Source organism: Micromonospora tarapacensis, assembly GCF_019697375.1.
GTDB lineage: Bacteria > Actinomycetota > Actinomycetes > Mycobacteriales > Micromonosporaceae > Micromonospora > Micromonospora tarapacensis.
The window spans coordinates 83,454-101,295 of the sequence record NZ_JAHCDI010000001.1 but is presented as its reverse complement, the minus strand read 5'-3'; the positions used below and the strand labels follow the sequence as shown (position 1 = coordinate 101,295).

Sequence of the window (17,842 nt, the reverse complement as noted above, 5' to 3'; positions counted from 1 at the left end):
CACCGCCGATGACCGACAGTGAAGCCCTGGTGCGCGCGGACCGGCGCGCCGAACTCGCCGCCGGGCTCGCCCGGGTGCGCTCGCGCATCGCCGACGCCTGCGCAGCCGCCGGCCGTGACCGGGCCGAGGTGACGATGATCGCGGTGACCAAGACCTACCCGGCGACCGACGTGGTGGCGCTGGCCGGCCTCGGGGTGACCGACGTGGGGGAGAACCGCGACCAGGAGGCGGCGGCCAAGGCGGCGCAGGTCGCCGCGGCCGGGGTCGCGCCGCGCTGGCACTTCATCGGCCGGCTGCAACGCAACAAGGTGAAGTCGGTGCTGCGGTACGCGGACGTGGTCCAGTCGGTGGACAGCGTCCGGCTGGCGTCCGCGTTGGACACCGCCGCCACGTCCGGCGGCCGGGATCGGCTGTTGGACGTGCTGGTGCAGGTCAGCATCGACGCCGACCCGGCGCGCGGCGGCGCGGTGCCGGACTCGGCCGATCCGGATGTGGGTCTCGGCCCGGTCGCCGCCGCGGTCGCCGCCGCCGCCGGGTTGCGGCTGGCCGGCCTGATGGCCGTGGCGCCGCTGGGCTGGGAGCCGGAGCGGGCGTTTGCCCGGCTGGCCGCGATCGCGGCGGCGCTGCGGGCGGAGCACCCGCGGGCCACGACCCTGTCGGCCGGGATGAGCGGGGATCTGGAGGCGGCGATCGGTCACGGCGCGACACATGTCCGCGTCGGCAGCGCGTTGCTCGGAATGCGTCCCACGCTGGGGTAGCCTGACCACGAGGGAAGCAAATTACATCAGTGTTGTTTGCGGGAACGGCCTTCCCGGTCACGGGGGGCATGACGTGCAACGCGAATTGCGCGTCGGGGGATTGCCGTTCCGGTTCGGTGGGCAGGATTGGTCCACTCGCGACCGGCGACACGGCGGGGGCGTGTGCCGCACGGCGGACGGGAAGGGCGCGGGATGGGTGCACTGCGCAAGGCGGGGGTCTGGCTCGGACTGGTCGAAGAGGACGACGAGCGGGCCTACGACGACGGTGGCTACGACAAGGGTGGCTACGACAAGGGTGGCTACCGCGAGTCGCGTTACCGGCAGAGCCGGTACGCCGAGGAGTTCGCCGACGAGGACGACGAGGCGGAGGAGCCGCCGGCACCGCGTCCCCGGCTGAGTGACCGGGGCCGGCTGAGCGAGCGCTCCGGCCGGCTCAGCGAGGCCGACCGGCTGGAGTCCGAGCGCCCGGAGCGGGTGGAGCGGTCCAGCGTCCGGTCGATCACCCGGTCCACCGGCGAGCCGTCCGGTGCGCTGACCTACCACACCCGCGACAACCTCGCCCTGGCGCCGCAGGCGCAGCCGCGCGAGCGCGCGCTGGTGCCGGAGGAGGAGCAGCGTTACCAGATCACCACGCTGCATCCGACCACCTACCGCGAGGCCCGCACCATCGGTGAGCACTTCCGGGACGGCGTACCCGTGATCATCAACCTCACCGAGATGGACGAGGCGGACGCCCGCCGTCTGGTGGACTTCGCCGCCGGGTTGGCCTTCGGCTTGCGCGGTACGATCGAGCGCGTGACCAACCGGGTGTTCCTGCTCTCACCGGCCAATGTCCAGGTCACCGCGGAGGACAAGGCCAAGATCGCTGAGGGCGGGTTCTTCAGCCTGAGTTGACCCGCCCGACCCGAGGGACGCCGCCTGCCGTGTTGTCGATCTTGCTACAGGTTCTCTACCTGATCACTTATGTCTTCCTGATCATCCTTCTGGCCCGTTTCGTGCTCAGCGCGGTGCTGCAGTACGGCCGGCGCTGGCAACCCGGTCGCGGAGCGTCCGCCGGACTGGAATCCGTGTGGAGCGTCACTGATCCCCCGCTCTGGGCGTTGAGGCGTGTGATCCCTCCGCTGCGAATTGGTACCGTGAGCATCGACCTGGCCTCCCTTGTGCTCCTGGTTATCCTGTTCGTGCTGATGAGGTTTGTGTTAGAGCCGGCGATCATCAGGACCGCCTGATGACCGACGCGCTATCGCGGCCGCAACTGACCCGAGGAGTTTCGATGCCGCTGACCCCGGCCGACGTCCACAACGTCGCCTTCAAGAAGCCGCCGATCGGCAAGCGGGGCTACGACGAGGAGGAGGTCGACGCCTTCCTGGACGAGGTCGAGCGCGAACTCGCCCGTCTGATCGAGGAGAACAACGAGCTGCGCGCCCAGGTGGAGCGCGGTGGCCGGGGCGGCGCCCCGGCCGGTCCCGGTGGTGACGCCCGCCTGGCGGCCGAGCTCAACGACGTCAAGGCCCAGCTCGACCGGGTGCAGCGCGACAAGGCCTCCGCCGAGCAGGCCGCCCGCGCGATGCAGGCCGAGTTGGAGCAGGTCCGGACCGCCGGTGGTGCGGTGCCGGGCGGTGACGGCGAGCAGCAGGCGCTGCGCGTGCTGATGATGGCCCAGCGGACCGCCGACGACCACGTCTCCGACGCCCGCCGTGAGGCCGACCAGCTGCTCTCCGAGGCCCGCTCGAAGGCCGAGGAGGTCACCCGGGAGGCCCGGGCCAAGGCCGACGCGCTCGAGCGTGACGCCCGGCAGCGGCACCAGGAGGCCATGGGCGGTCTGGACGCCAAGCGCACCGCGTTGCAGAAGCACATCGAGGAGCTCAAGCAGTTCGAGCGGGAGTACCGCACCCGGCTCAAGGCGTACCTGGAGAGCCAGCTGCGTGACCTCGACGGCCGCGGCCAGGGCCTGGAGGCCGAGATGACCCGCGGTGACAACACCCGGGCCGCCGGCAACGGCCTCGCCGCCGCCGGCCTGGCCGGTTCCTACGGTGGAGGCCGCTCCGGGGCGCTCGAGGCCGGTCGCTGACACGGGCCGGTGGTCGTCGCGGACGCGGCGATCACCTGACCTTCCTCATCGGTACGACGCGGCGGGGGGTGAGCCGTGATAGTCATCAGTCTCGCGCTCATCCTGGTCGCGGTGGTGCTACTGGTGTTCGGCCTGGCCGGTGGCTCCAGCTCGCTGTTGGTCGTCTCGATCGCGGCCAGCCTGCTGGCCGCCGTGGCACTGGTCGCGGGCGCCCGCCAGGCGGCCACCGGCCGGGGCTCGGTGTCGGGCGGAGCCCCGCCACGGGACCCTGCCGGCCCCGAGCCGGGTATCCCGGCGCAGTACGCGCCGGCAACTGGTGACACCGGTGACGTCGGGTGGCGGCAACCACCCGGCTCACCGGCGAGTTCACCGGTGACGGGCCCGCGGGTCGCGGACGCCGACGGCTACGACGACGAGCCGGCGGCTCAGGAGATCACCGTGGCGCAGGCGGCGCGGGTGGCCCGCCTCTCGGCCGAGGTGCGGGTGGTCGACGGCCGACCGCGCTACCACCTCAGCGAGTGCCCGCACCTGGTCGGGCGGGAGCACGAGCCGCTGCCCGTCGCCGAAGCGGTCGAACTCGGCTTCACCTCCTGCGCGCACTGCACTCCGGGCACCACGCTGCTGTCGGAATCCGGACGCCGCTGAGCCGACCTTGATGGCCGATGCGCTCACCGTCGCTGTGCGGGTGAAACCGGGTGCGTCCCGGGCCCGGGTGGGCGGCCGGTTCGACGGACCGCACGGGCCCGCACTCGTGATCGCGGTGAGCCCTCCCGCGGTCGACGGCCGGGCCACCGAGGCCGCCCGGCGTGCGCTGGCCGCCGCGCTCGGCGTCCGCCCGGCCGCGGTGTCGTTGCGTACCGGCTCGGCGAGCCGGGACAAACTCTTCCTGATCACCCCGGCACCGCCGGATCTGGTCGGGCGACTGAGCCGGTTGCGCGACGGCAATGAACCGGCCGGTTGAGCTGCGCCGATCTGCTAGCGTTCCCTTTGCCCCGATCTGCATGGAGTCGGGGCGAATCGGGCGATCCGGTGCGGCACGTTGTCGGACGCCTGTACGTTCCGTATCCTTGCCAACCTCCGGAGTGCGCGGCCTAGTCGCCGCGCGCCCGTTTTGTACTCGGGGCGGTCGATGCCGGCGCGCCCCTGTCGAGGCGTCGCGGACCCACCGCGGCTCCGTGGCCGAGGGAGCGACTATGGCCAAGCCAGCCGACACCAGGACCGCAGGCCGCAAGCCGGCGCCGAAGTCCACCCGCAGTGCCGCGGAAACCGAGAAGATCCGAGCCGCGTTGGCGGCGCGGCATGACGAACTGCGAGCCGAGTACGATCAGACGCTGAGCGAGATCACCGAGTTGCAGCGCGATCGCTTGACCGACTCGGCCGGGGACGACCAGGCCGACACCGGCACCAAGACGTTCGAGCGGGAGCAGGAGATCTCCCTCGCCAACAGCATCCTGGAACGGATCACGCAGGTCGAGCGCGCCCTGGAGCGTCTCGACGAGGGTGGCTACGGCTGGTGCGAGCGGTGCGGCAACCCCATCCCGGTGGAGCGGCTGGCCGCCTTCCCGTCGGCCACCCTCTGCGTGACCTGCAAGCAACTGGCGGAGCGGCGCTGACGGCGCACTCCCCGGTGCCCGTGCGGCCGTGTGACACACCGCCGCGACTGTCGATGGGGAGTAGATGAGCGCAGCACCGCCCGCCGGGTCCGGCACCGCCGAGCCGGGCACCACCACGAGATCGCGGCGCCGGCCCGTCACGATCCTCCTCTGCCTCGCGGCGTTCGCGCTGACGGTCGACGTGCTGACCAAGCATCTGGCGTTGCTCGAGCTGAGCGACCGTGAACCGGTCCGGCTGCTGGGTGGCGCGGTCTACCTCTCGCTGACCCGCAACAGCGGGGCCGCGTGGAGCCTCGGCAGGGACCACACCTGGATCTTCCCGCTGATCGCGGTCGGCGTGCTGGGCTGGATCGCCTGGATGGCGCGCGCGCTGCGTTCGGTGCCGTGGGCGATCTCGCTCGGCCTGGTGGTCGGCGGAGTCGTGGGCAACCTGATCGACCGGATCTTCCGGGCCCCGGGCTGGTTCGTCGGCCACGTGGTCGACATGATCAGCGTCTTCGACCCGTACGGTCGGGTCTTCCCGATCTTCAACGTGGCCGACAGCGCACTGGTCTGCGGCGTGCTGCTGGCCGTCGGGCTGGAGTTCACCGGTCGGCAGCGCGACGGCACCCGGGCGCCGGCCGACGACCACCGGCGGGCCGGCGGCAAGGATGGCGACCGGGCCAGGGACGGTGACGCGGCCCGGCAGGCCGCCACGACCGGGGAGCCGGGCGACACCGACGGCGGGCGGCGGGACGGCGCATGACCGCCACCTTCGCCGCCGGGGGCGACCAACGCAGCCTGCCGGTACCCGACGGTCTCGACGGGATGCGTCTCGACCAGGCCGTCGCCCGGCTGTTCGGCCTCTCCCGGACCACCGCCGCCGCGCTCGTCGACGCCGGTGGGGCGCTGGTCGACGGCGCGGTCCGGCCCAACTCGCACAAGGTCAGGGCCGGCTCCTGGCTGGAGGTCACGCTGCCGACGCCGGCGGCGGCGCCGACCGTGGTCCCCCAGGCGGTGCCCGGCCTGCGGGTGGTCCACGCCGACGACGACATCGTGGTGGTCGACAAACCGGTCGGGGTGGCCGCGCATCCCAGCCCCGGCTGGGCCGGCCCGACCGTGATCGGCGGGCTCGCCGCGATCGGGCACACCATCGCCACCAGCGGTGCCGCCGAGCGGCAGGGGGTGGTGCACCGGCTCGACGTCGGCACCACCGGGGTGATGGTGGTGGCCAAGAGCGAGCAGGCGTACAGCGCCCTGAAGCGGGCCTTCAAGTACCGCGAGGTGGAGAAGCGCTACCACGCGGTGGTGCAGGGGCACCTGGATCCGTTGCGCGGCACCGTCGACGCACCCATCGACCGGCATCCGCAGCACGACTACCGCTGGGCGGTGGTCTCCGACGGGAAGCCGAGCATCACCCACTACGACACCATCGAGGCGTTCCCCTCGGCCAGCCTCGTCGACGTACGGCTGGAGACCGGTCGTACCCACCAGATCCGGGTGCACTTCTCCACGCTGCGGCATCCGTGCGTGGGTGACCTCACGTACGGCGCGGATCCCACTCTCGCCGCCCGGCTCGGACTGGATCGGCAGTGGTTGCACGCCAGAGAGTTGAGCTTCCAGCACCCCCGTACGGGGGACGAGGTCCGCTTCGTCAGCGACTACCCTGACGATCTGGGACGCGCGCTGGACAGACTCCGTGACTGACGCGCGCCACCCGTCCCGACCGACCGACGAGGGGACCGCCCGTGCGCGCCGGCGATCTGCTGCGGCAGCTGGATCAGCGACTGCTGCCCCGCCTCTCCGTCGTGGTCAGCCGGCTCGGCCAGGGCCCGGCCCGGGTGCCGGTGCTGGGATGGGTGACGACGCTGTCGTGCGCCGCCGTGCTGGCCACGGCCGTGCTCGCCACGGGCGGTCCGCCGTTGCCGGACCGCACCGTCGGCGAGGTGACCCGGGTGGGGGTCGTCGACGGCGACTCGATCCCCGGCTACGAGCGGACGGCGGCGGCCGACCTGGCGGCGCTGGTCGGCAGCGGGTTGCTCGGCGAGGGCACCTACGCCCTGGTCTCGCTGAGCCGGTACCTCACCCCGCAGTCGCTCGCGGCGCTGGTCGGTGACGTGGGCGTCGCGGTCGTCTTCGCGCGGGTGCCGCTGCCGGGCCGGCAGACCGAACTCGTCCGCATCCCCGCCCAGCGGGTGCCGGAGGACGTGACGGCCGGCATGGTCAAGCTCGCCGAACGCAAGGAGCGGGAGGCCGCGGACTACCGCGCTCGGGCCACCGCGCTGGGTGGCGGCGGGCCGCAGGAGCGCGAACTGCGCCAGCTGTACCGCAGCGGCGCGCAGGTCGCGGCGGCGGAGGCGGCGGCCTACCGGGCGGGCTGCGCCTGCCTCTACGGCCTGGTGGTACGCGCCGCGCCGGTGGAACTGCGGGGCGTGGCGGCCCGTCCCAACGTACGGGTCGTCGACCCGGCGCCGGAGGTCCACCGGCTGGAGCGGGCGGTGTTCACCCCGCCGCTGCCCGAGCAGCGGGACGTGGTCCGGCCGCCGGCCGATCGGGAACCGACGCCGGACGCCACACCGGGCACCGTCACCGGTTCGCCCACCGCGGATCCGGTCCCGGAGGAACGATCGTCGCCGGTCCCGGAGGAACGATCGTCGCCGGTCCCGGAGGAACGATCGTCGCCGGTCCCGGAGAAACGATCGTCGGAGCCGGCCGGGGTGACGGATTCGTCACCATCACCCGTGGCGCCCTCGCCCACACCCTCGGCGATGACACCTGGGACGCTTTCCACCTCGGCAGACGCCGTCGAGGGTGACGACGTGGAGTCGACACCGTGACGGTTGCCGACACATCGGTGTGCCGTCCGGTGTGGCCTGAATAGGCTTTCGTTCGTAGCCTGTCAGACGTAAACCGAAGCGCTGGGGAGGCGAGCCGTGGAGGGCAGCGAGACCGGTTGGGGACGGCCCGCCGAACCGGCACCGCGGTGGCGGGCGCTGCTCGACCGAGCCCGCCTCGGTGGCCGCAGCGCGGAGCCGCCCGCCGCCGAGCAGCCGGCCGAGGATGCGCCGCCACCGTCCGAGCGGTTGTCCCGGCGTGGACCGGGCACCGGCTTCGCGGGGCGGGCAGCGGCGATCGGGCAGTCGGCCGAACGACCGTACGCCGCGGAACCGGACTACCGGGCCGAGCCGGCCTATCGGGTCGACCCGACGCATCCCGCCCAACCGTACCGGGGACAGCCGGCGGAGCCGGTCCTCCCGGCGGTGCCGGAGCCGCGCCGACCCGATCCGGTGGAGTCCCGGTACACGCTGCTGGACAACGGCTACCGGCACGCCGCGCCGCCGGCGGAGTCCCGGTACGCGTTGTTGGACAACGGCGGCTACCAGCCCTCCCCGCCGGTGGCACCCTCGGCGCCCCCGGCGCCACCCCGGCGCCGCCGGCGACGACGGTGGCCGGCCGGCCGGGGCGCATCGAGTGGCGTGCGCAGGGCGCCGGCAGCGACCTCGAACGGGCCGCCGCCGTGCTCCGCCGGGAGCTGGGCACGCCCCGGGTGGTCGCCTTCGCCAACCCGAAGGGCGGCGTGCACAAGACCACGGCCACCGTGCTGGCCGCGGCCACCGTCGGCAGCGTCCGCGGCCGTGGCGTGCTGGCCTGGGACGACAACGAGCTGCGTGGCACCCTCGGCCTGCGCGCCGGCAGCGCCCGGCACGCGCGGACGATCCGGCACCTGGTCTCCGATCTCGTCCAGATCGAGATCCGGGAGGGCCCGGAACTGCTGGAGATTCTCGACGACTACCTCCGGCACGCCTCCGACGGCTCGTACGACGTGCTGGCCGGTGAGGAGAGCCCCCGGTTCGCCCAGCGGCTGGACCAGTTCACCGTGAAGCGGGTGCTGGAGCTGCTGCGCCGCACCCACGACGTGATCTGCGTGGACACCGGCAACAACGTGGAGAGCCCGAACTGGCGCACCGTGATGCAGGCCGCCGATCAGCTGGTGGTCACCACGGTGCCGCGCGAGGACGCGGCGTTCAGCGCGGACTGGATGCTCGACCTGCTGCACGAGGAGGGGATGGGCGAGCTGGCCGACAACGCGGTCACCCTGATCTCCTGCCCCACGCCCGGACGGCTGCCGTTGCAGGAGGACCTGGAGCGGCACTTCGCCACCCGGACCCGGGCGGTGACGGTGGTGCCGTACGACCCGGTCCTGGAGACCGGCTCCTCGATCGAGTACCACCAGCTCCAGGCCGAGACCCGGCAGGCGTGGCTGCGGGCGGCGTCGGCGATGCTGGAACCGTTCGGCCGCTGAGCGGGGTGGCCACCTCACCGGCCGGCTCGCACCGGGACGTCACCCGGCCGCGGTGCCGACACCGTGCACGGCTTGCGCGGGGAACTGCGAGGATCATCGGGTGAGCCCGGACACCTCCGCCGCCGAACCGCCCGTACCGGCATCGCCGGCAGTCCCGCAGCCGGCGCCGCCACCACCGAGCCGCGCCGCCCGTACGGCGGTCGTCGGGGCGGTGACGGTGCTGCTCCTGGGCCTGCTGGGTGCCCCGCTGGGGTTGCTCTGGGCGGCGGTCGCGCCGGCCACCCCGGTGATCAAGAGTGGCGACGGCGCGGTCTACGGTCAGGCGCAGCCGGAGCAACCGATCGCCGCCGACGGGTGGTTCAGCCTGTTCGGGCTGGCGTTCGGGGTGCTCGCCGCGCTCGCCGTGTGGTTCGTGCTGCGGCGGCGCCGGGGGCCGGTCGGGCTGGTCGTGGTGGTGGCCGGCGGGCTCGCCGCCGGCGTGGTCGCCTGGCAGGTGGGGCGCCGGGTCGGGCTGGCCGGCTACCAGCGGCTGCTGGAGACCGCACCGGACGGGACGCCCTTCACCAAGCCGGCGGACCTGCGGGCCGGCGGGATCGACCTGTTCCTCGGGGTGCTGCCGGTGCCGTTCGGCAACCTGCTGCTGCCGGCGTTCGGTGCGGCCGTGGCGTACACGCTGCTGGCGGGCTGGTCGCGGTGGCCGTCGCTGCGGCCGGAGCCGGCCATGACCTGGCTCGCCGGGTATCCGCCGGCCGACCCGTCCGTTGCGGCGGCGGACGGGGTCAGTTCGGGGTCGGCGGCGCCGTGGCCAGCTCCGCCAGCGGCACCGGAACCGCCCGCACCTGGCGCAGCAGCGCCGCCTCGCGATTGAGCAGGTTCAGCTCGGCGCGCAGCCGGGCCGCCGTGTCGTCGATGGCGAGCAACCGCTGCCGGTCCGCCACCGTCAGCGCCGCGGTCGCGGCCACCAGGTGGGAGAGCACGGTCGGATCCTCGGGCAGTTGCTCGGTCAGCTCACCGGCCTCGGGCCGGATCAGGCCGAGGTACTGCCGGAAGACGGCGATCACCCGGGCCGCCAGCACGGCGGCCACCTCGTCCGGGCCGGTCGGCTCGGGCAGCCACCGCACCTCGGCGGTCAGGTACGGCGCGGAGTGGCGGTCCATGTCCGCCACCCGGAACCGCCGCCGCCCCACGGTGACGATGTCGAAGCCCCCGTCGGCCAGCTCGGTGACCTGCCGGAGCTCGGCCGTGCAGCCCACCTCGTGCAGCGTCACCTCCCCGGTGCCGACCGCGCTGCGACCGGCGGCGGGCGCGACCTCCCAGCCACTGCGGATGGCCACCACACCGAACTCGCGTGGTGCCCCCTCGGGCAGCCCGACCAGGTGGCGGACCAGGGCGCGGTAGCGCTCCTCGAAGATGTGCAGCGGCAGGACCAGCCCGGGGAAGAGCACCGTGGCGAGCGGGAACACCGGTAGCCGTGCGGTCACGTGATCAAGCGTAGCCCGACCGGCGGCCGGCGGCGTGTCCCGGCTCACCGTCCCGGACAGCGGGCGGCGCCGGTCGGCCGGGCGCGGGGCCGCCTAGACTCGCAGGGGTGTTGAACCGGATCGACCTGCGTGGTGGCGTGCCCGACCCGCGCCACCTGCTGCCCCGTGCCCAGCTCGACGTCTCGGTGGCCGTCGAGCGCATCCGTCCGCTCGTGGCGGCGGTGCGCGAGCATGGCTATCCGGCGGTCCGTGCGGCCAGCGAGCGGTTCGACGGGGTCTGCCCGGAGGTGCTCCGGGTGCCGGTCGAGACGATCGCGGCGGCGGAGGGCACGTTGGATCCGCAGGTCCGTGCGGCCCTGCTGGAGTCGATCGGCCGCGTCCGCCGGGTGCACGACGACCAACGGCGGGTCGACCACCGCACCCAGGTCGTGCCCGGCGGCACGGTCACCGAACGTTGGGTCCCGGTGGACCGGGTCGGCCTCTACGTCCCCGGCGGGCTGGCGATGTACCCGTCGACGGTGGTGATGAACGTGGTGCCCGCCCAGGCGGCCGGCGTCCGGTCGCTGGTGGTGGCCAGCCCTCCGCAGAAGGACAACGACGGCCTGCCCGACCAGCGGGTGCTCGCCGCCTGTGCGCTGCTCGGCGTCGACGAGGTGTACGCCGTCGGCGGCGCCCAGGCCGTGGCGATGCTGGCGTACGGCTGTGCCGTCGACGCCGCGGCCAGCGCGCACTGCGCCCCGGTCGACATGATCACCGGGCCGGGCAACATCTGGGTCACCGCCGCGAAGCGGTTGCTGCGCGGCGTGGTCGGCATCGACGCCGAGGCCGGCCCGACGGAGATCGCCATCCTGGCCGACGACACCGCCGACCCGGTGCACGTGGCCGCCGATCTGATCAGCCAGGCCGAGCACGACCCGCTCGCGGCCAGCGTGCTGGTCACCCCGTCGGTCGCGCTGGCCGACGCGGTGGACCGGGAGTTGGCCCGGCAGGTGCCGGCCACCAAGCACGCCGAGCGGATCGGTACCGCGCTGCGCGGCGAGCAGAGCGGTGTGGTGCTGGTCGACGACCTCGCGGCGGGGCTGCGGGTGGTCGACGCGTACGCGGCGGAACACCTGGAGATCCAGACGGTGGACGCGCGGGAGTGGGCGATGCGGGTACGCAACGCCGGGGCGGTCTTCGTGGGTGCGTACTCGCCGGTGTCGCTGGGCGACTACTGCGCCGGCTCCAACCACGTGCTGCCCACCGGTGGCTGCGCCCGGCACTCGTCGGGGCTGTCGGTGCAGTCCTTCCTGCGCGGCATGCACCTGGTGGAGTACACCGAGCAGGCGCTGCGGGACGTCGCCGGGCACGTGGTCACCCTGGCGGGGGTGGAGGACCTGCCGGCGCACGGCCAGGCGGTCAGTGCCCGGTTCGCCGGTGAGACGGCATGACCGCCCTGGACGACCTGCCGATCCGCGAGGACCTGCGGGGGCGCTCGCCGTACGGTGCGCCGCAGCTGGACGTGCCGGTGCGGCTCAACACCAACGAGAACTCCTACCCGGTGCCGGAGGCCGTGGTCGAGGCGATCGGCAAGGCGGTCACGGCCGAGCTGCGCGATCTCAACCGCTACCCGGACCGGGACGCGCTGGCGTTGCGCGCCGACCTGGCCGGGTACCTCGGCCACGGGCTCACCGTCGAGGGTGTGTGGGCGGCGAACGGCTCCAACGAGATTCAGCAACAGCTGCTCCAGGCGTTCGGCGGGCCGGGGCGCAGCGCGCTCGGCTTCGCCCCGGCGTACTCGATGCACCCGCTGCTGGCGCTGGGCACCGGCACCCGATGGGTGCCCGCCCGCCGCGGCGTCGACTTCGGGCTCACCGCCGACGAGGCGGTCGCCCAGGTCCGTGAGCACCGGCCCGACGTGGTCTTCCTCTGCTCGCCGAACAACCCCACCGGCACCGCGCTCGACCCCGCGGTGATCGCCGCGGTGCTCGCCGTCGCGCCCGGGATGGTGGTGGTCGACGAGGCGTACGTGGAGTTCGCCCGGCCGGGCACGGTGAGCGCCCTGGCGGTGCTGCCGGGGCATCCGCGGCTGGTGGTGACCCGGACGATGAGCAAGGCGTTCGGCTTCGCCGGTGGTCGGCTGGGTTATCTGGCGGCCGACCCGGCGGTGGTGGCGGCGGTGCAGCTGGTTCGCCTGCCGTACCACCTCTCCGCGCTCACCCAGGCCGCCGCCCGGGCCGCGCTGGCGCACCGCGACGCGCTGCTCGGCACGGTTGCCGCGATCATGCGGCAGCGCGACCGGATCGTCAGCGAGCTGCGCCGTCGCCGCCTGCGGGTCGCCGACAGCGACGCCAATTTCGTGTTGTACGAGGTCGGCGGCGACCAGTCCGTCGCCTGGCGGGCGATGCTCGCCCACGGCGTGCTGGTGCGCGACGTCGGCCTGCCCGGCTGGCTCAGGGTGACCGCCGGCACTCCCGCCGAGACCGACGCGTTCCTCACCGCCATCGACAGGATTGAGCGCGAGGGGCCCGTCGCCCCGCAGTCGCCACGGATGAAAGGCACACCATGAGCCGGACCGCCCGGGTGGAGCGGATCACCAAGGAGACCAAGGTCCTGGTCGAGGTCGATCTGGACGGCACCGGAGCTGCCGAGATCAGCACCGGGGTCGGCTTCTACGACCACATGCTGCACCAGATCGCCCGGCACGGCGGCTTCGACCTGACCGTGCGGACCGTGGGTGACCTTGAGATCGACGCCCACCACACGATGGAGGACACCGCCCTGGCCCTCGGCGCGGCGTTCGACCAGGCGCTGGGGGACAAGGCCGGCATCCGGCGGTACGGCTCGGCCACCGTGCCCATGGACGAGGTGCTGGTCCGGGCCGCCGTCGACCTGTCCGGCCGGCCGTACGTCGTGCACGACGAGCCGCCGCTGGCGCCGTACATCGGGCCGGTCTACCCGACCAGCATGACCCGGCACCTCTGGGAGTCCTTCGGCCAGGCAGCCCGGATCACCCTGCACGTGGACGTGTTGCGGGCGGCCCGCCCGGGCGGGCACCCGGACGCCCACCACGTGGTGGAGGCGCAGTTCAAGGCGGTGTCCCGGGCGCTGCGGGAGGCCACCGCGGTGGATCCCCGGGCGGCCGGGGCGATCCCGAGCACCAAGGGCGCGCTGTGACGGGCCCGGGTGCCGCCGCGTCGAGGCGGCGTCGATGAGCGGTGTGCTGCCCACGCTGTTGCTGATCCTGGCGGGGGTGCTGGTGGGCGGGGCGCTGTCGCTGCACCGGCAGGGGGCGCCGCGGGGCGCGGTGGTGGTGACCGCGCTGCTGGCCGTGCTGGCCACGGTTGCGGGCGTGCTCTGGCTGCTACCGGGGGAGGGATCGTGACAGAGCGGACCGTCGGCGGACGAGACGCCGCCCCGACAGACCGGCGCCGGATCGTGGTGCTCGACTACGGTTCGGGCAATCTGCGCTCCGCGGAGCGGGCGTTGGCCGCCGCCGGTGCCGACGTGCTGGTCACCGGTGACCTCGCGGCCGCGGCCGACGCCGACGGCCTGGTGGTGCCGGGGGTGGGCGCCTTCGCCGCCTGCATGGCCGGCATCGAGGCGATCGGCGCCGGCCCGGTGATCGCCGGGCGGGTCGCCGCCGGCCGGCCGGTGTTGGGCATCTGCGTGGGCATGCAGATCCTCTTCGAGTCCGGCGACGAGCACGGGGTGGTCACCAAGGGGCTGGGTCTGCTGCCGGGCAGCGTCTCCCGGCTCGACGCGGCCCGGTTGCCGCACATGGGCTGGAACACCGTGCAGGCGCCGGTGGGCTCGGTGCTCTTCGCCGGCCTGCCCGCCGACAGCCGGTTCTACTTCGTCCACTCGTACGCCGCCGGTGACGTCGCCGCGCTGGCCGCGTCCGGGGCCAGGGTGACCACGGCGCACCACGACTGCGACTTCGTCGCGGCGGTGGAACGGGGCCCCCTGTCGGCCGCCCAGTTCCATCCGGAGAAGTCCGCCGAGACCGGTGCCGCGTTGCTGCGCAACTGGCTGACCGTCGTGCCCGCCGGTGGCTGATCCGGTGGGTGGCACACACCGGAGGCCGCGGTGAGCAAGGAACGGGCCCAGCGCCGGGCGGCCCGCGAGGCGGAGGCCGCCCGGCTCCGGGTGCTGCGGGAACGCACGGCGGCCCGCCGGGCGCGACGCCGTGCGTTGGTCCGCCGGCTGGTGCCGACGGTGCGCCGCGGCCGGACCGGCCGGCTGCCGAGGTACTCCCGGCGGGAACGGGCCACCATCGTGGCGTTGACGCTGGCGGCGATCGTCCTCATCTGGGTGCTCGTGCCCGACGTGGCCCTGCGCCTCGCGTTGATCGTGCTGCTGCTGCTCGTACTGCCGGTGATCGTGGTGGTCGCCCTGAACCGCCGTTGACGACGTGAGAGGGACAAGACACATGAGCCTCACCCTGTTGCCCGCCGTGGACGTCGCCGACGGCCAGGCCGTCCGCCTCGTGCAGGGCGCCGCCGGCAGCGAGACGACCTACGGCGACCCGCTGGACGCCGCCGTGGCGTGGCAACGCGACGGCGCCGAGTGGATTCATCTGGTCGACCTGGACGCCGCGTTCGGCCGGGGCTCCAACGCCGGGCTGCTCGCCGAGGTGGTGCGCCGCCTCGACGTACGGGTGGAACTGTCCGGTGGCATCCGCGACGACGAGTCGCTGCGCGCCGCACTGGCCACCGGTGCCGCCCGGGTGAACATCGGCACCGCCGCTCTGGAGGACCCGCAGTGGTGCGACCGGGTCTGCGGCGAGTTCGGCGACCGGGTGGCGATCGGGCTGGACGTGCGCGGCCGGACCCTGGCCGCCCGGGGGTGGACCCGCGACGGCGGTGACCTGTACGAGGTGCTGGAGCGGCTGGACAAGGCGGGTGCCTCGCGGTACGTCCTGACCGACATCACCAAGGACGGCACCATGCGTGGGCCGAACCTGGACCTGCTGCGCGAGGTGTGCGCCCGGACCGACGCCCCCGTGATCGCCTCCGGCGGCGTCTCCACCCTCGACGACCTGCGGGCGCTTGCCACGCTGGAGTCGATCGGGGTGGAGGGAGTGATCGCCGGCAAGGCGCTCTACGCGGGGGCGTTCACCGTGGCGCAGGCCCTGGCGGTCCTCGCCCGCCCGTGATCACCGCCGGATCCCATCCTGGTCGCCGTCGTGACGCCGTACCCCGGCAGTGGAGAGGAAACCCCCGTGCCCACCAACCGTGAGATCCATCTGGCCTCGCGCCCGCAGGGCTGGCCCACCGAGGACAACTTCCGTCTCGTCACCACCGAGGTGCCCACGCCCGGCCCGGGGCAACTGCTGGTGCGCAACCGGTACCTGTCGGTGGACCCGTACATGCGGGGGCGGATGAACGACGTGCGATCCTACGTGCCGCCGTTCGCCCTGGACGCGCCGCTGGACGGCGGGGCGGTCGGCGAGGTGGTCACCGGCGGCGCCGACGGGTTCGCCCCGGGCGACACCGTCCTGCACGGGCTGGGCTGGCGAGAGTACGCGCTGGTGGACGCGAAGGCCGCCCGGAAGGTCGATCCGGCGCTCGCACCGGTGACCGCGTACCTCGGCGTGCTGGGCATGACCGGGCTGACGGCGTACGCCGGGCTGCTGGAGGTGGCCGCGATGCGGCCCGGCGAGACGGTCTTCGTCTCGGGCGCGGCCGGTGCGGTGGGCAGCGTGGTCGGCCAGCTCGCCAGGCGCAGGGGCGCGGGCCGGGTGGTCGGCAGCGCCGGTTCGGCGGCCAAGGTCGAGCGGCTGCGCGCGCTCGGCTTCGACGCCGCGTTCGACTACCACGACGCTCCGGTGCGCGACCTGCTCAGGGCCGCCGCCCCGAACGGGGTCGACGTCTACTTCGACAACGTCGGCGGCGAGCACCTGGAGGCCGCGATCTCGTCGATGAACCCGCACGCCCGCGCCGCGATCTGCGGCATGATCGCGCAGTACAACGACACCGAGCCACCGGCCGCCCCGGGCAACCTGGCACAGGTCATCGGCAAGCGGCTGACGTTGCGCGGCTTCCTGGTCAGTGACCACGAGCACCTGCGGGAGCAGTTCGTGCGGGAGGTCTCCGGCTGGCTGCGCGACGGCACCCTCAGCTACGACGAGACGATCGTCGACGGCCTGGAGAACGCCCCGGCCGCCTTCCTCGGCCTGCTGCGGGGCGAGAACCTCGGCAAGATGCTCGTGCGGGTGTGACGGGCGGCGGGTCCGGCGGCGCGGCCGGTCGGGCCGGCCGCGGCCGGCCGCGCAGCGATAGGCTCACGGCATGACGGTGGCGGTGCGGGTGATCCCCTGTCTCGACGTGGACGCGGGACGGGTGGTCAAGGGCGTCAACTTCCTCGACCTGCGCGACGCGGGTGACCCGGTCGAGCTGGCCGCCGCGTACGACCGCGCGGGCGCGGACGAGCTGACCTTCCTCGATGTCACCGCCTCCTCCGACGATCGCGGCACGATGCTCGACGTGGTCCGGCGCACGGCGGAGTCGGTCTTCATCCCGCTGACCGTGGGCGGGGGTGTGCGTACGGTGGCGGACGTGGACACCCTGCTGCGCGCCGGCGCCGACAAGATCGGGGTGAACACGGCGGCGATCGCCCGGCCCGAGTTGGTCGCGGAGATCGCCGAGCGGTTCGGTCGGCAGGTGCTGGTGCTCTCGCTGGACGTCCGGCGGGCGCTGGCCGGCACCACCCCCAGCGGTTTCGAGGTGACCACGCACGGCGGCCGGCGCGGCACCGGCCTGGACGCCGTGCGGTGGGCGCGCCGCGGTGCCGAACTGGGTGCCGGGGAGATTCTGCTCAACTCGATGGACGCCGACGGCACGAAGGTCGGCTTCGACCTGGAACTCATCGGCGCGGTGCGCCGGGTGGTCGACGTGCCGGTGGTGGCCAGCGGCGGCGCCGGCGAGGTGGCCCACTTCCCTCCGGCGATCGGCGCGGGTGCCGACGCGGTTCTCGCCGCCAGCGTCTTCCACTTCGGGGAGCTGACCGTGGGGCAGGTCAAGGACGTGCTGCGCGGCGCCGGCCACCCGGTGCGCTGACCCGCCGTCCGACGCCGCACCGGTTGGCGGGTGGGCATCAGCCGCGGTCGGAGTGGCCCTCGGGGGAGCGCCGGGGCATCGGGACGGATCGCACGAGATATTCCTGCACCGCGGCCGCGTGCTCGGCCTCGTCGAGGTGCCACTCCGCGCTGCCCGCTGAGTGCCGCCGGCTGAGCACCCCCTGCACGGTGTCGACGGTGGTGGCCAGCCCGGCGTTGGGCCGGGAGCGCCAGAGGTGTTCCCCGTCGGCGGTGAGCCGGAACCAGCCGTCGGCGACGTCGACCAGGCCGGCACCGAGCAGCCGGCGGATCGCCCCTTCGACGTCGTGCCGTTCGGGGATGCTCCGGTCCAGATGGTCGGCGGTGGAGAGCACGTCGGCGAGGCGTACGCCCTCGGGGCGGCGGGTGGTCGGGGACCGCCGATGGCGTCCGGCGCCGCTGGCGATCACCAACGAGACGAAGATCCATGCGTCGGTGCGACGCCAGGCGTTCTCCCCCATGCGGAGATTCTGCCGGGCGATCCGGCTGGACGGAACACCACCCGGCACACTGCGACGGTGCGTGACGATGTGACTTCGTTCGGTCGACGGGGGTGGCC

General features: G+C 73.8%; 22 protein-coding genes and 1 pseudogene. 21 read left to right on the top strand and 2 right to left on the bottom strand.

Annotated elements, in window-relative coordinates:
- Positions 1–8: 8 nt before the first annotated feature.
- The 12 genes and pseudogenes from KIF24_RS00460 (at position 9) to KIF24_RS00405 (ending at position 9,592) form a co-directional block, all read left to right on the top strand.
- Positions 9–758: a YggS family pyridoxal phosphate-dependent enzyme gene (locus KIF24_RS00460; protein ID WP_221082259.1), complete on the top strand. Its 750-nt coding sequence runs from the start codon at positions 9–11 to the stop codon at positions 756–758.
- Between the two features lie 192 nt (positions 759–950).
- Positions 951–1,652, top strand: coding sequence for a cell division protein SepF (locus KIF24_RS00455; protein ID WP_221082258.1), 702 nt, complete (start codon positions 951–953; stop codon positions 1,650–1,652).
- Between the two features lie 29 nt (positions 1,653–1,681).
- Positions 1,682–1,987: a YggT family protein gene (locus tag KIF24_RS00450; protein WP_221082257.1), complete on the top strand. Its 306-nt coding sequence runs from the start codon at positions 1,682–1,684 to the stop codon at positions 1,985–1,987.
- A gap of 44 nt (positions 1,988–2,031) precedes the next feature.
- The gene (locus KIF24_RS00445; protein ID WP_221082256.1) at positions 2,032–2,829 is read left to right on the top strand and encodes a DivIVA domain-containing protein; all 798 of its coding nucleotides are present in this window, start codon (positions 2,032–2,034) and stop codon (positions 2,827–2,829) included.
- Positions 2,830–2,904: 75 nt separating this feature from the next.
- Positions 2,905–3,474 carry a hypothetical protein gene (locus KIF24_RS00440; protein ID WP_221082255.1) on the top strand — a complete coding sequence of 190 codons (570 nt, stop codon included), beginning with the start codon at positions 2,905–2,907 and terminating at the stop codon, positions 3,472–3,474.
- A gap of 10 nt (positions 3,475–3,484) precedes the next feature.
- Positions 3,485–3,790 carry a DUF167 domain-containing protein gene (locus tag KIF24_RS00435; protein ID WP_221082254.1) on the top strand — a complete coding sequence of 102 codons (306 nt, stop codon included), beginning with the start codon at positions 3,485–3,487 and terminating at the stop codon, positions 3,788–3,790.
- A 232-nt stretch (positions 3,791–4,022) separates the two neighbouring features.
- Positions 4,023–4,442, top strand: a complete 420-nt coding sequence (locus tag KIF24_RS00430; RefSeq protein WP_221082253.1) for a TraR/DksA family transcriptional regulator — start codon at positions 4,023–4,025, stop codon at positions 4,440–4,442.
- 64 nt (positions 4,443–4,506) lie between these two features.
- Positions 4,507–5,187: a signal peptidase II gene (locus tag KIF24_RS00425; RefSeq protein WP_221082252.1), complete on the top strand. Its 681-nt coding sequence runs from the start codon at positions 4,507–4,509 to the stop codon at positions 5,185–5,187.
- Positions 5,184–6,128 (top strand): RluA family pseudouridine synthase, encoded by a 945-nt coding sequence (locus tag KIF24_RS00420; protein ID WP_221082251.1) that lies wholly within the window; start codon positions 5,184–5,186, stop codon positions 6,126–6,128. Before KIF24_RS00425 ends, KIF24_RS00420 begins: the two co-directional genes overlap by 4 nt.
- 41 nt (positions 6,129–6,169) lie before the next feature.
- Positions 6,170–7,258, top strand: a complete 1,089-nt coding sequence (locus KIF24_RS00415) for a hypothetical protein (RefSeq protein WP_221082250.1) — start codon at positions 6,170–6,172, stop codon at positions 7,256–7,258.
- Between the two features lie 96 nt (positions 7,259–7,354).
- Positions 7,355–8,724 (top strand): annotated as a pseudogene (locus KIF24_RS00410) (AAA family ATPase).
- A gap of 100 nt (positions 8,725–8,824) precedes the next feature.
- Positions 8,825–9,592: a DUF2567 domain-containing protein gene (locus KIF24_RS00405; RefSeq protein WP_221082249.1), complete on the top strand. Its 768-nt coding sequence runs from the start codon at positions 8,825–8,827 to the stop codon at positions 9,590–9,592.
- On the opposite strand, the gene KIF24_RS00400 is transcribed toward KIF24_RS00405, so the two are convergent.
- The gene (locus tag KIF24_RS00400; protein WP_221082248.1) at positions 9,504–10,205 is read right to left on the bottom strand and encodes an LON peptidase substrate-binding domain-containing protein; all 702 of its coding nucleotides are present in this window, start codon (positions 10,203–10,205) and stop codon (positions 9,504–9,506) included. The genes KIF24_RS00405 and KIF24_RS00400 overlap by 89 nt on opposite strands.
- Before the next feature lie 107 nt (positions 10,206–10,312).
- Between KIF24_RS00400 and hisD the strand changes: the two genes are divergently transcribed.
- The 9 genes from hisD (at position 10,313) to hisF (ending at position 17,245) form a co-directional block, all read left to right on the top strand.
- On the top strand, positions 10,313–11,635 hold the full coding sequence (gene hisD / locus KIF24_RS00395) for a histidinol dehydrogenase (RefSeq protein WP_221082247.1): 1,323 nt from the start codon (positions 10,313–10,315) through the stop codon (positions 11,633–11,635).
- The gene (locus tag KIF24_RS00390) at positions 11,632–12,753 is read left to right on the top strand and encodes a histidinol-phosphate transaminase (protein ID WP_221082246.1); all 1,122 of its coding nucleotides are present in this window, start codon (positions 11,632–11,634) and stop codon (positions 12,751–12,753) included. The genes hisD and KIF24_RS00390 overlap by 4 nt, the downstream gene beginning before the upstream one ends.
- A complete protein-coding gene (gene hisB / locus KIF24_RS00385; RefSeq protein WP_221082245.1) occupies positions 12,750–13,361 on the top strand; it encodes an imidazoleglycerol-phosphate dehydratase HisB in 612 nt (203 codons plus the stop codon). The genes KIF24_RS00390 and hisB overlap by 4 nt, the downstream gene beginning before the upstream one ends.
- 34 nt (positions 13,362–13,395) lie before the next feature.
- Complete coding sequence (locus KIF24_RS00380) at positions 13,396–13,569, top strand: hypothetical protein (RefSeq protein ID WP_221082244.1); 174 nt, start codon at positions 13,396–13,398, stop codon at positions 13,567–13,569.
- Positions 13,566–14,243, top strand: a complete 678-nt coding sequence (hisH, locus tag KIF24_RS00375; protein ID WP_331460972.1) for an imidazole glycerol phosphate synthase subunit HisH — start codon at positions 13,566–13,568, stop codon at positions 14,241–14,243. The genes KIF24_RS00380 and hisH overlap by 4 nt, the downstream gene beginning before the upstream one ends.
- 30 nt (positions 14,244–14,273) lie before the next feature.
- Positions 14,274–14,594 carry a hypothetical protein gene (locus tag KIF24_RS00370; RefSeq protein ID WP_221082243.1) on the top strand — a complete coding sequence of 107 codons (321 nt, stop codon included), beginning with the start codon at positions 14,274–14,276 and terminating at the stop codon, positions 14,592–14,594.
- Between the two features lie 22 nt (positions 14,595–14,616).
- Positions 14,617–15,342 carry a bifunctional 1-(5-phosphoribosyl)-5-((5-phosphoribosylamino)methylideneamino)imidazole-4-carboxamide isomerase/phosphoribosylanthranilate isomerase PriA gene (gene priA / locus KIF24_RS00365; RefSeq protein ID WP_221082242.1) on the top strand — a complete coding sequence of 242 codons (726 nt, stop codon included), beginning with the start codon at positions 14,617–14,619 and terminating at the stop codon, positions 15,340–15,342.
- Positions 15,343–15,408: 66 nt separating this feature from the next.
- Positions 15,409–16,407 carry an NADP-dependent oxidoreductase gene (locus tag KIF24_RS00360; protein ID WP_221082241.1) on the top strand — a complete coding sequence of 333 codons (999 nt, stop codon included), beginning with the start codon at positions 15,409–15,411 and terminating at the stop codon, positions 16,405–16,407.
- Between the two features lie 70 nt (positions 16,408–16,477).
- Entirely contained in the window at positions 16,478–17,245 is a 768-nt protein-coding gene (gene hisF / locus KIF24_RS00355; protein WP_221082240.1) for an imidazole glycerol phosphate synthase subunit HisF, read from the top strand.
- Positions 17,246–17,282: 37 nt separating this feature from the next.
- Here the strand turns inward: hisF and KIF24_RS00350 are convergent, their stop codons facing one another.
- The gene (locus KIF24_RS00350) at positions 17,283–17,744 is read right to left on the bottom strand and encodes a hypothetical protein (protein ID WP_221082239.1); all 462 of its coding nucleotides are present in this window, start codon (positions 17,742–17,744) and stop codon (positions 17,283–17,285) included.
- Between the last annotated feature and the right edge of the window lie 98 nt (positions 17,745–17,842).

Bases quoted from the DNA above. Each gene is read 5' to 3' on its own strand.
- KIF24_RS00460 (WP_221082259.1), top strand. From the start codon at position 9: ATGACCGACAGTGAAGCCCTGGTGCGCGCGGACCGGCGCGCCGAACTC.
- KIF24_RS00455 (WP_221082258.1), top strand. From the start codon at position 951: ATGGGTGCACTGCGCAAGGCGGGGGTCTGGCTCGGACTGGTCGAAGAG.
- KIF24_RS00445 (WP_221082256.1), top strand. From the start codon at position 2,032: ATGCCGCTGACCCCGGCCGACGTCCACAACGTCGCCTTCAAGAAGCCG.
- KIF24_RS00435 (WP_221082254.1), top strand. From the start codon at position 3,485: ATGGCCGATGCGCTCACCGTCGCTGTGCGGGTGAAACCGGGTGCGTCC.
- KIF24_RS00430 (WP_221082253.1), top strand. From the start codon at position 4,023: ATGGCCAAGCCAGCCGACACCAGGACCGCAGGCCGCAAGCCGGCGCCG.
- KIF24_RS00425 (WP_221082252.1), top strand. From the start codon at position 4,507: ATGAGCGCAGCACCGCCCGCCGGGTCCGGCACCGCCGAGCCGGGCACC.
- KIF24_RS00420 (WP_221082251.1), top strand. From the start codon at position 5,184: ATGACCGCCACCTTCGCCGCCGGGGGCGACCAACGCAGCCTGCCGGTA.
- KIF24_RS00390 (WP_221082246.1), top strand. From the start codon at position 11,632: ATGACCGCCCTGGACGACCTGCCGATCCGCGAGGACCTGCGGGGGCGC.
- hisB (WP_221082245.1), top strand. From the start codon at position 12,750: ATGAGCCGGACCGCCCGGGTGGAGCGGATCACCAAGGAGACCAAGGTC.
- KIF24_RS00380 (WP_221082244.1), top strand. From the start codon at position 13,396: ATGAGCGGTGTGCTGCCCACGCTGTTGCTGATCCTGGCGGGGGTGCTG.
- priA (WP_221082242.1), top strand. From the start codon at position 14,617: ATGAGCCTCACCCTGTTGCCCGCCGTGGACGTCGCCGACGGCCAGGCC.
- hisF (WP_221082240.1), top strand. From the start codon at position 16,478: ATGACGGTGGCGGTGCGGGTGATCCCCTGTCTCGACGTGGACGCGGGA.
- KIF24_RS00350 (WP_221082239.1), bottom strand. From the start codon at position 17,744: ATGGGGGAGAACGCCTGGCGTCGCACCGACGCATGGATCTTCGTCTCG.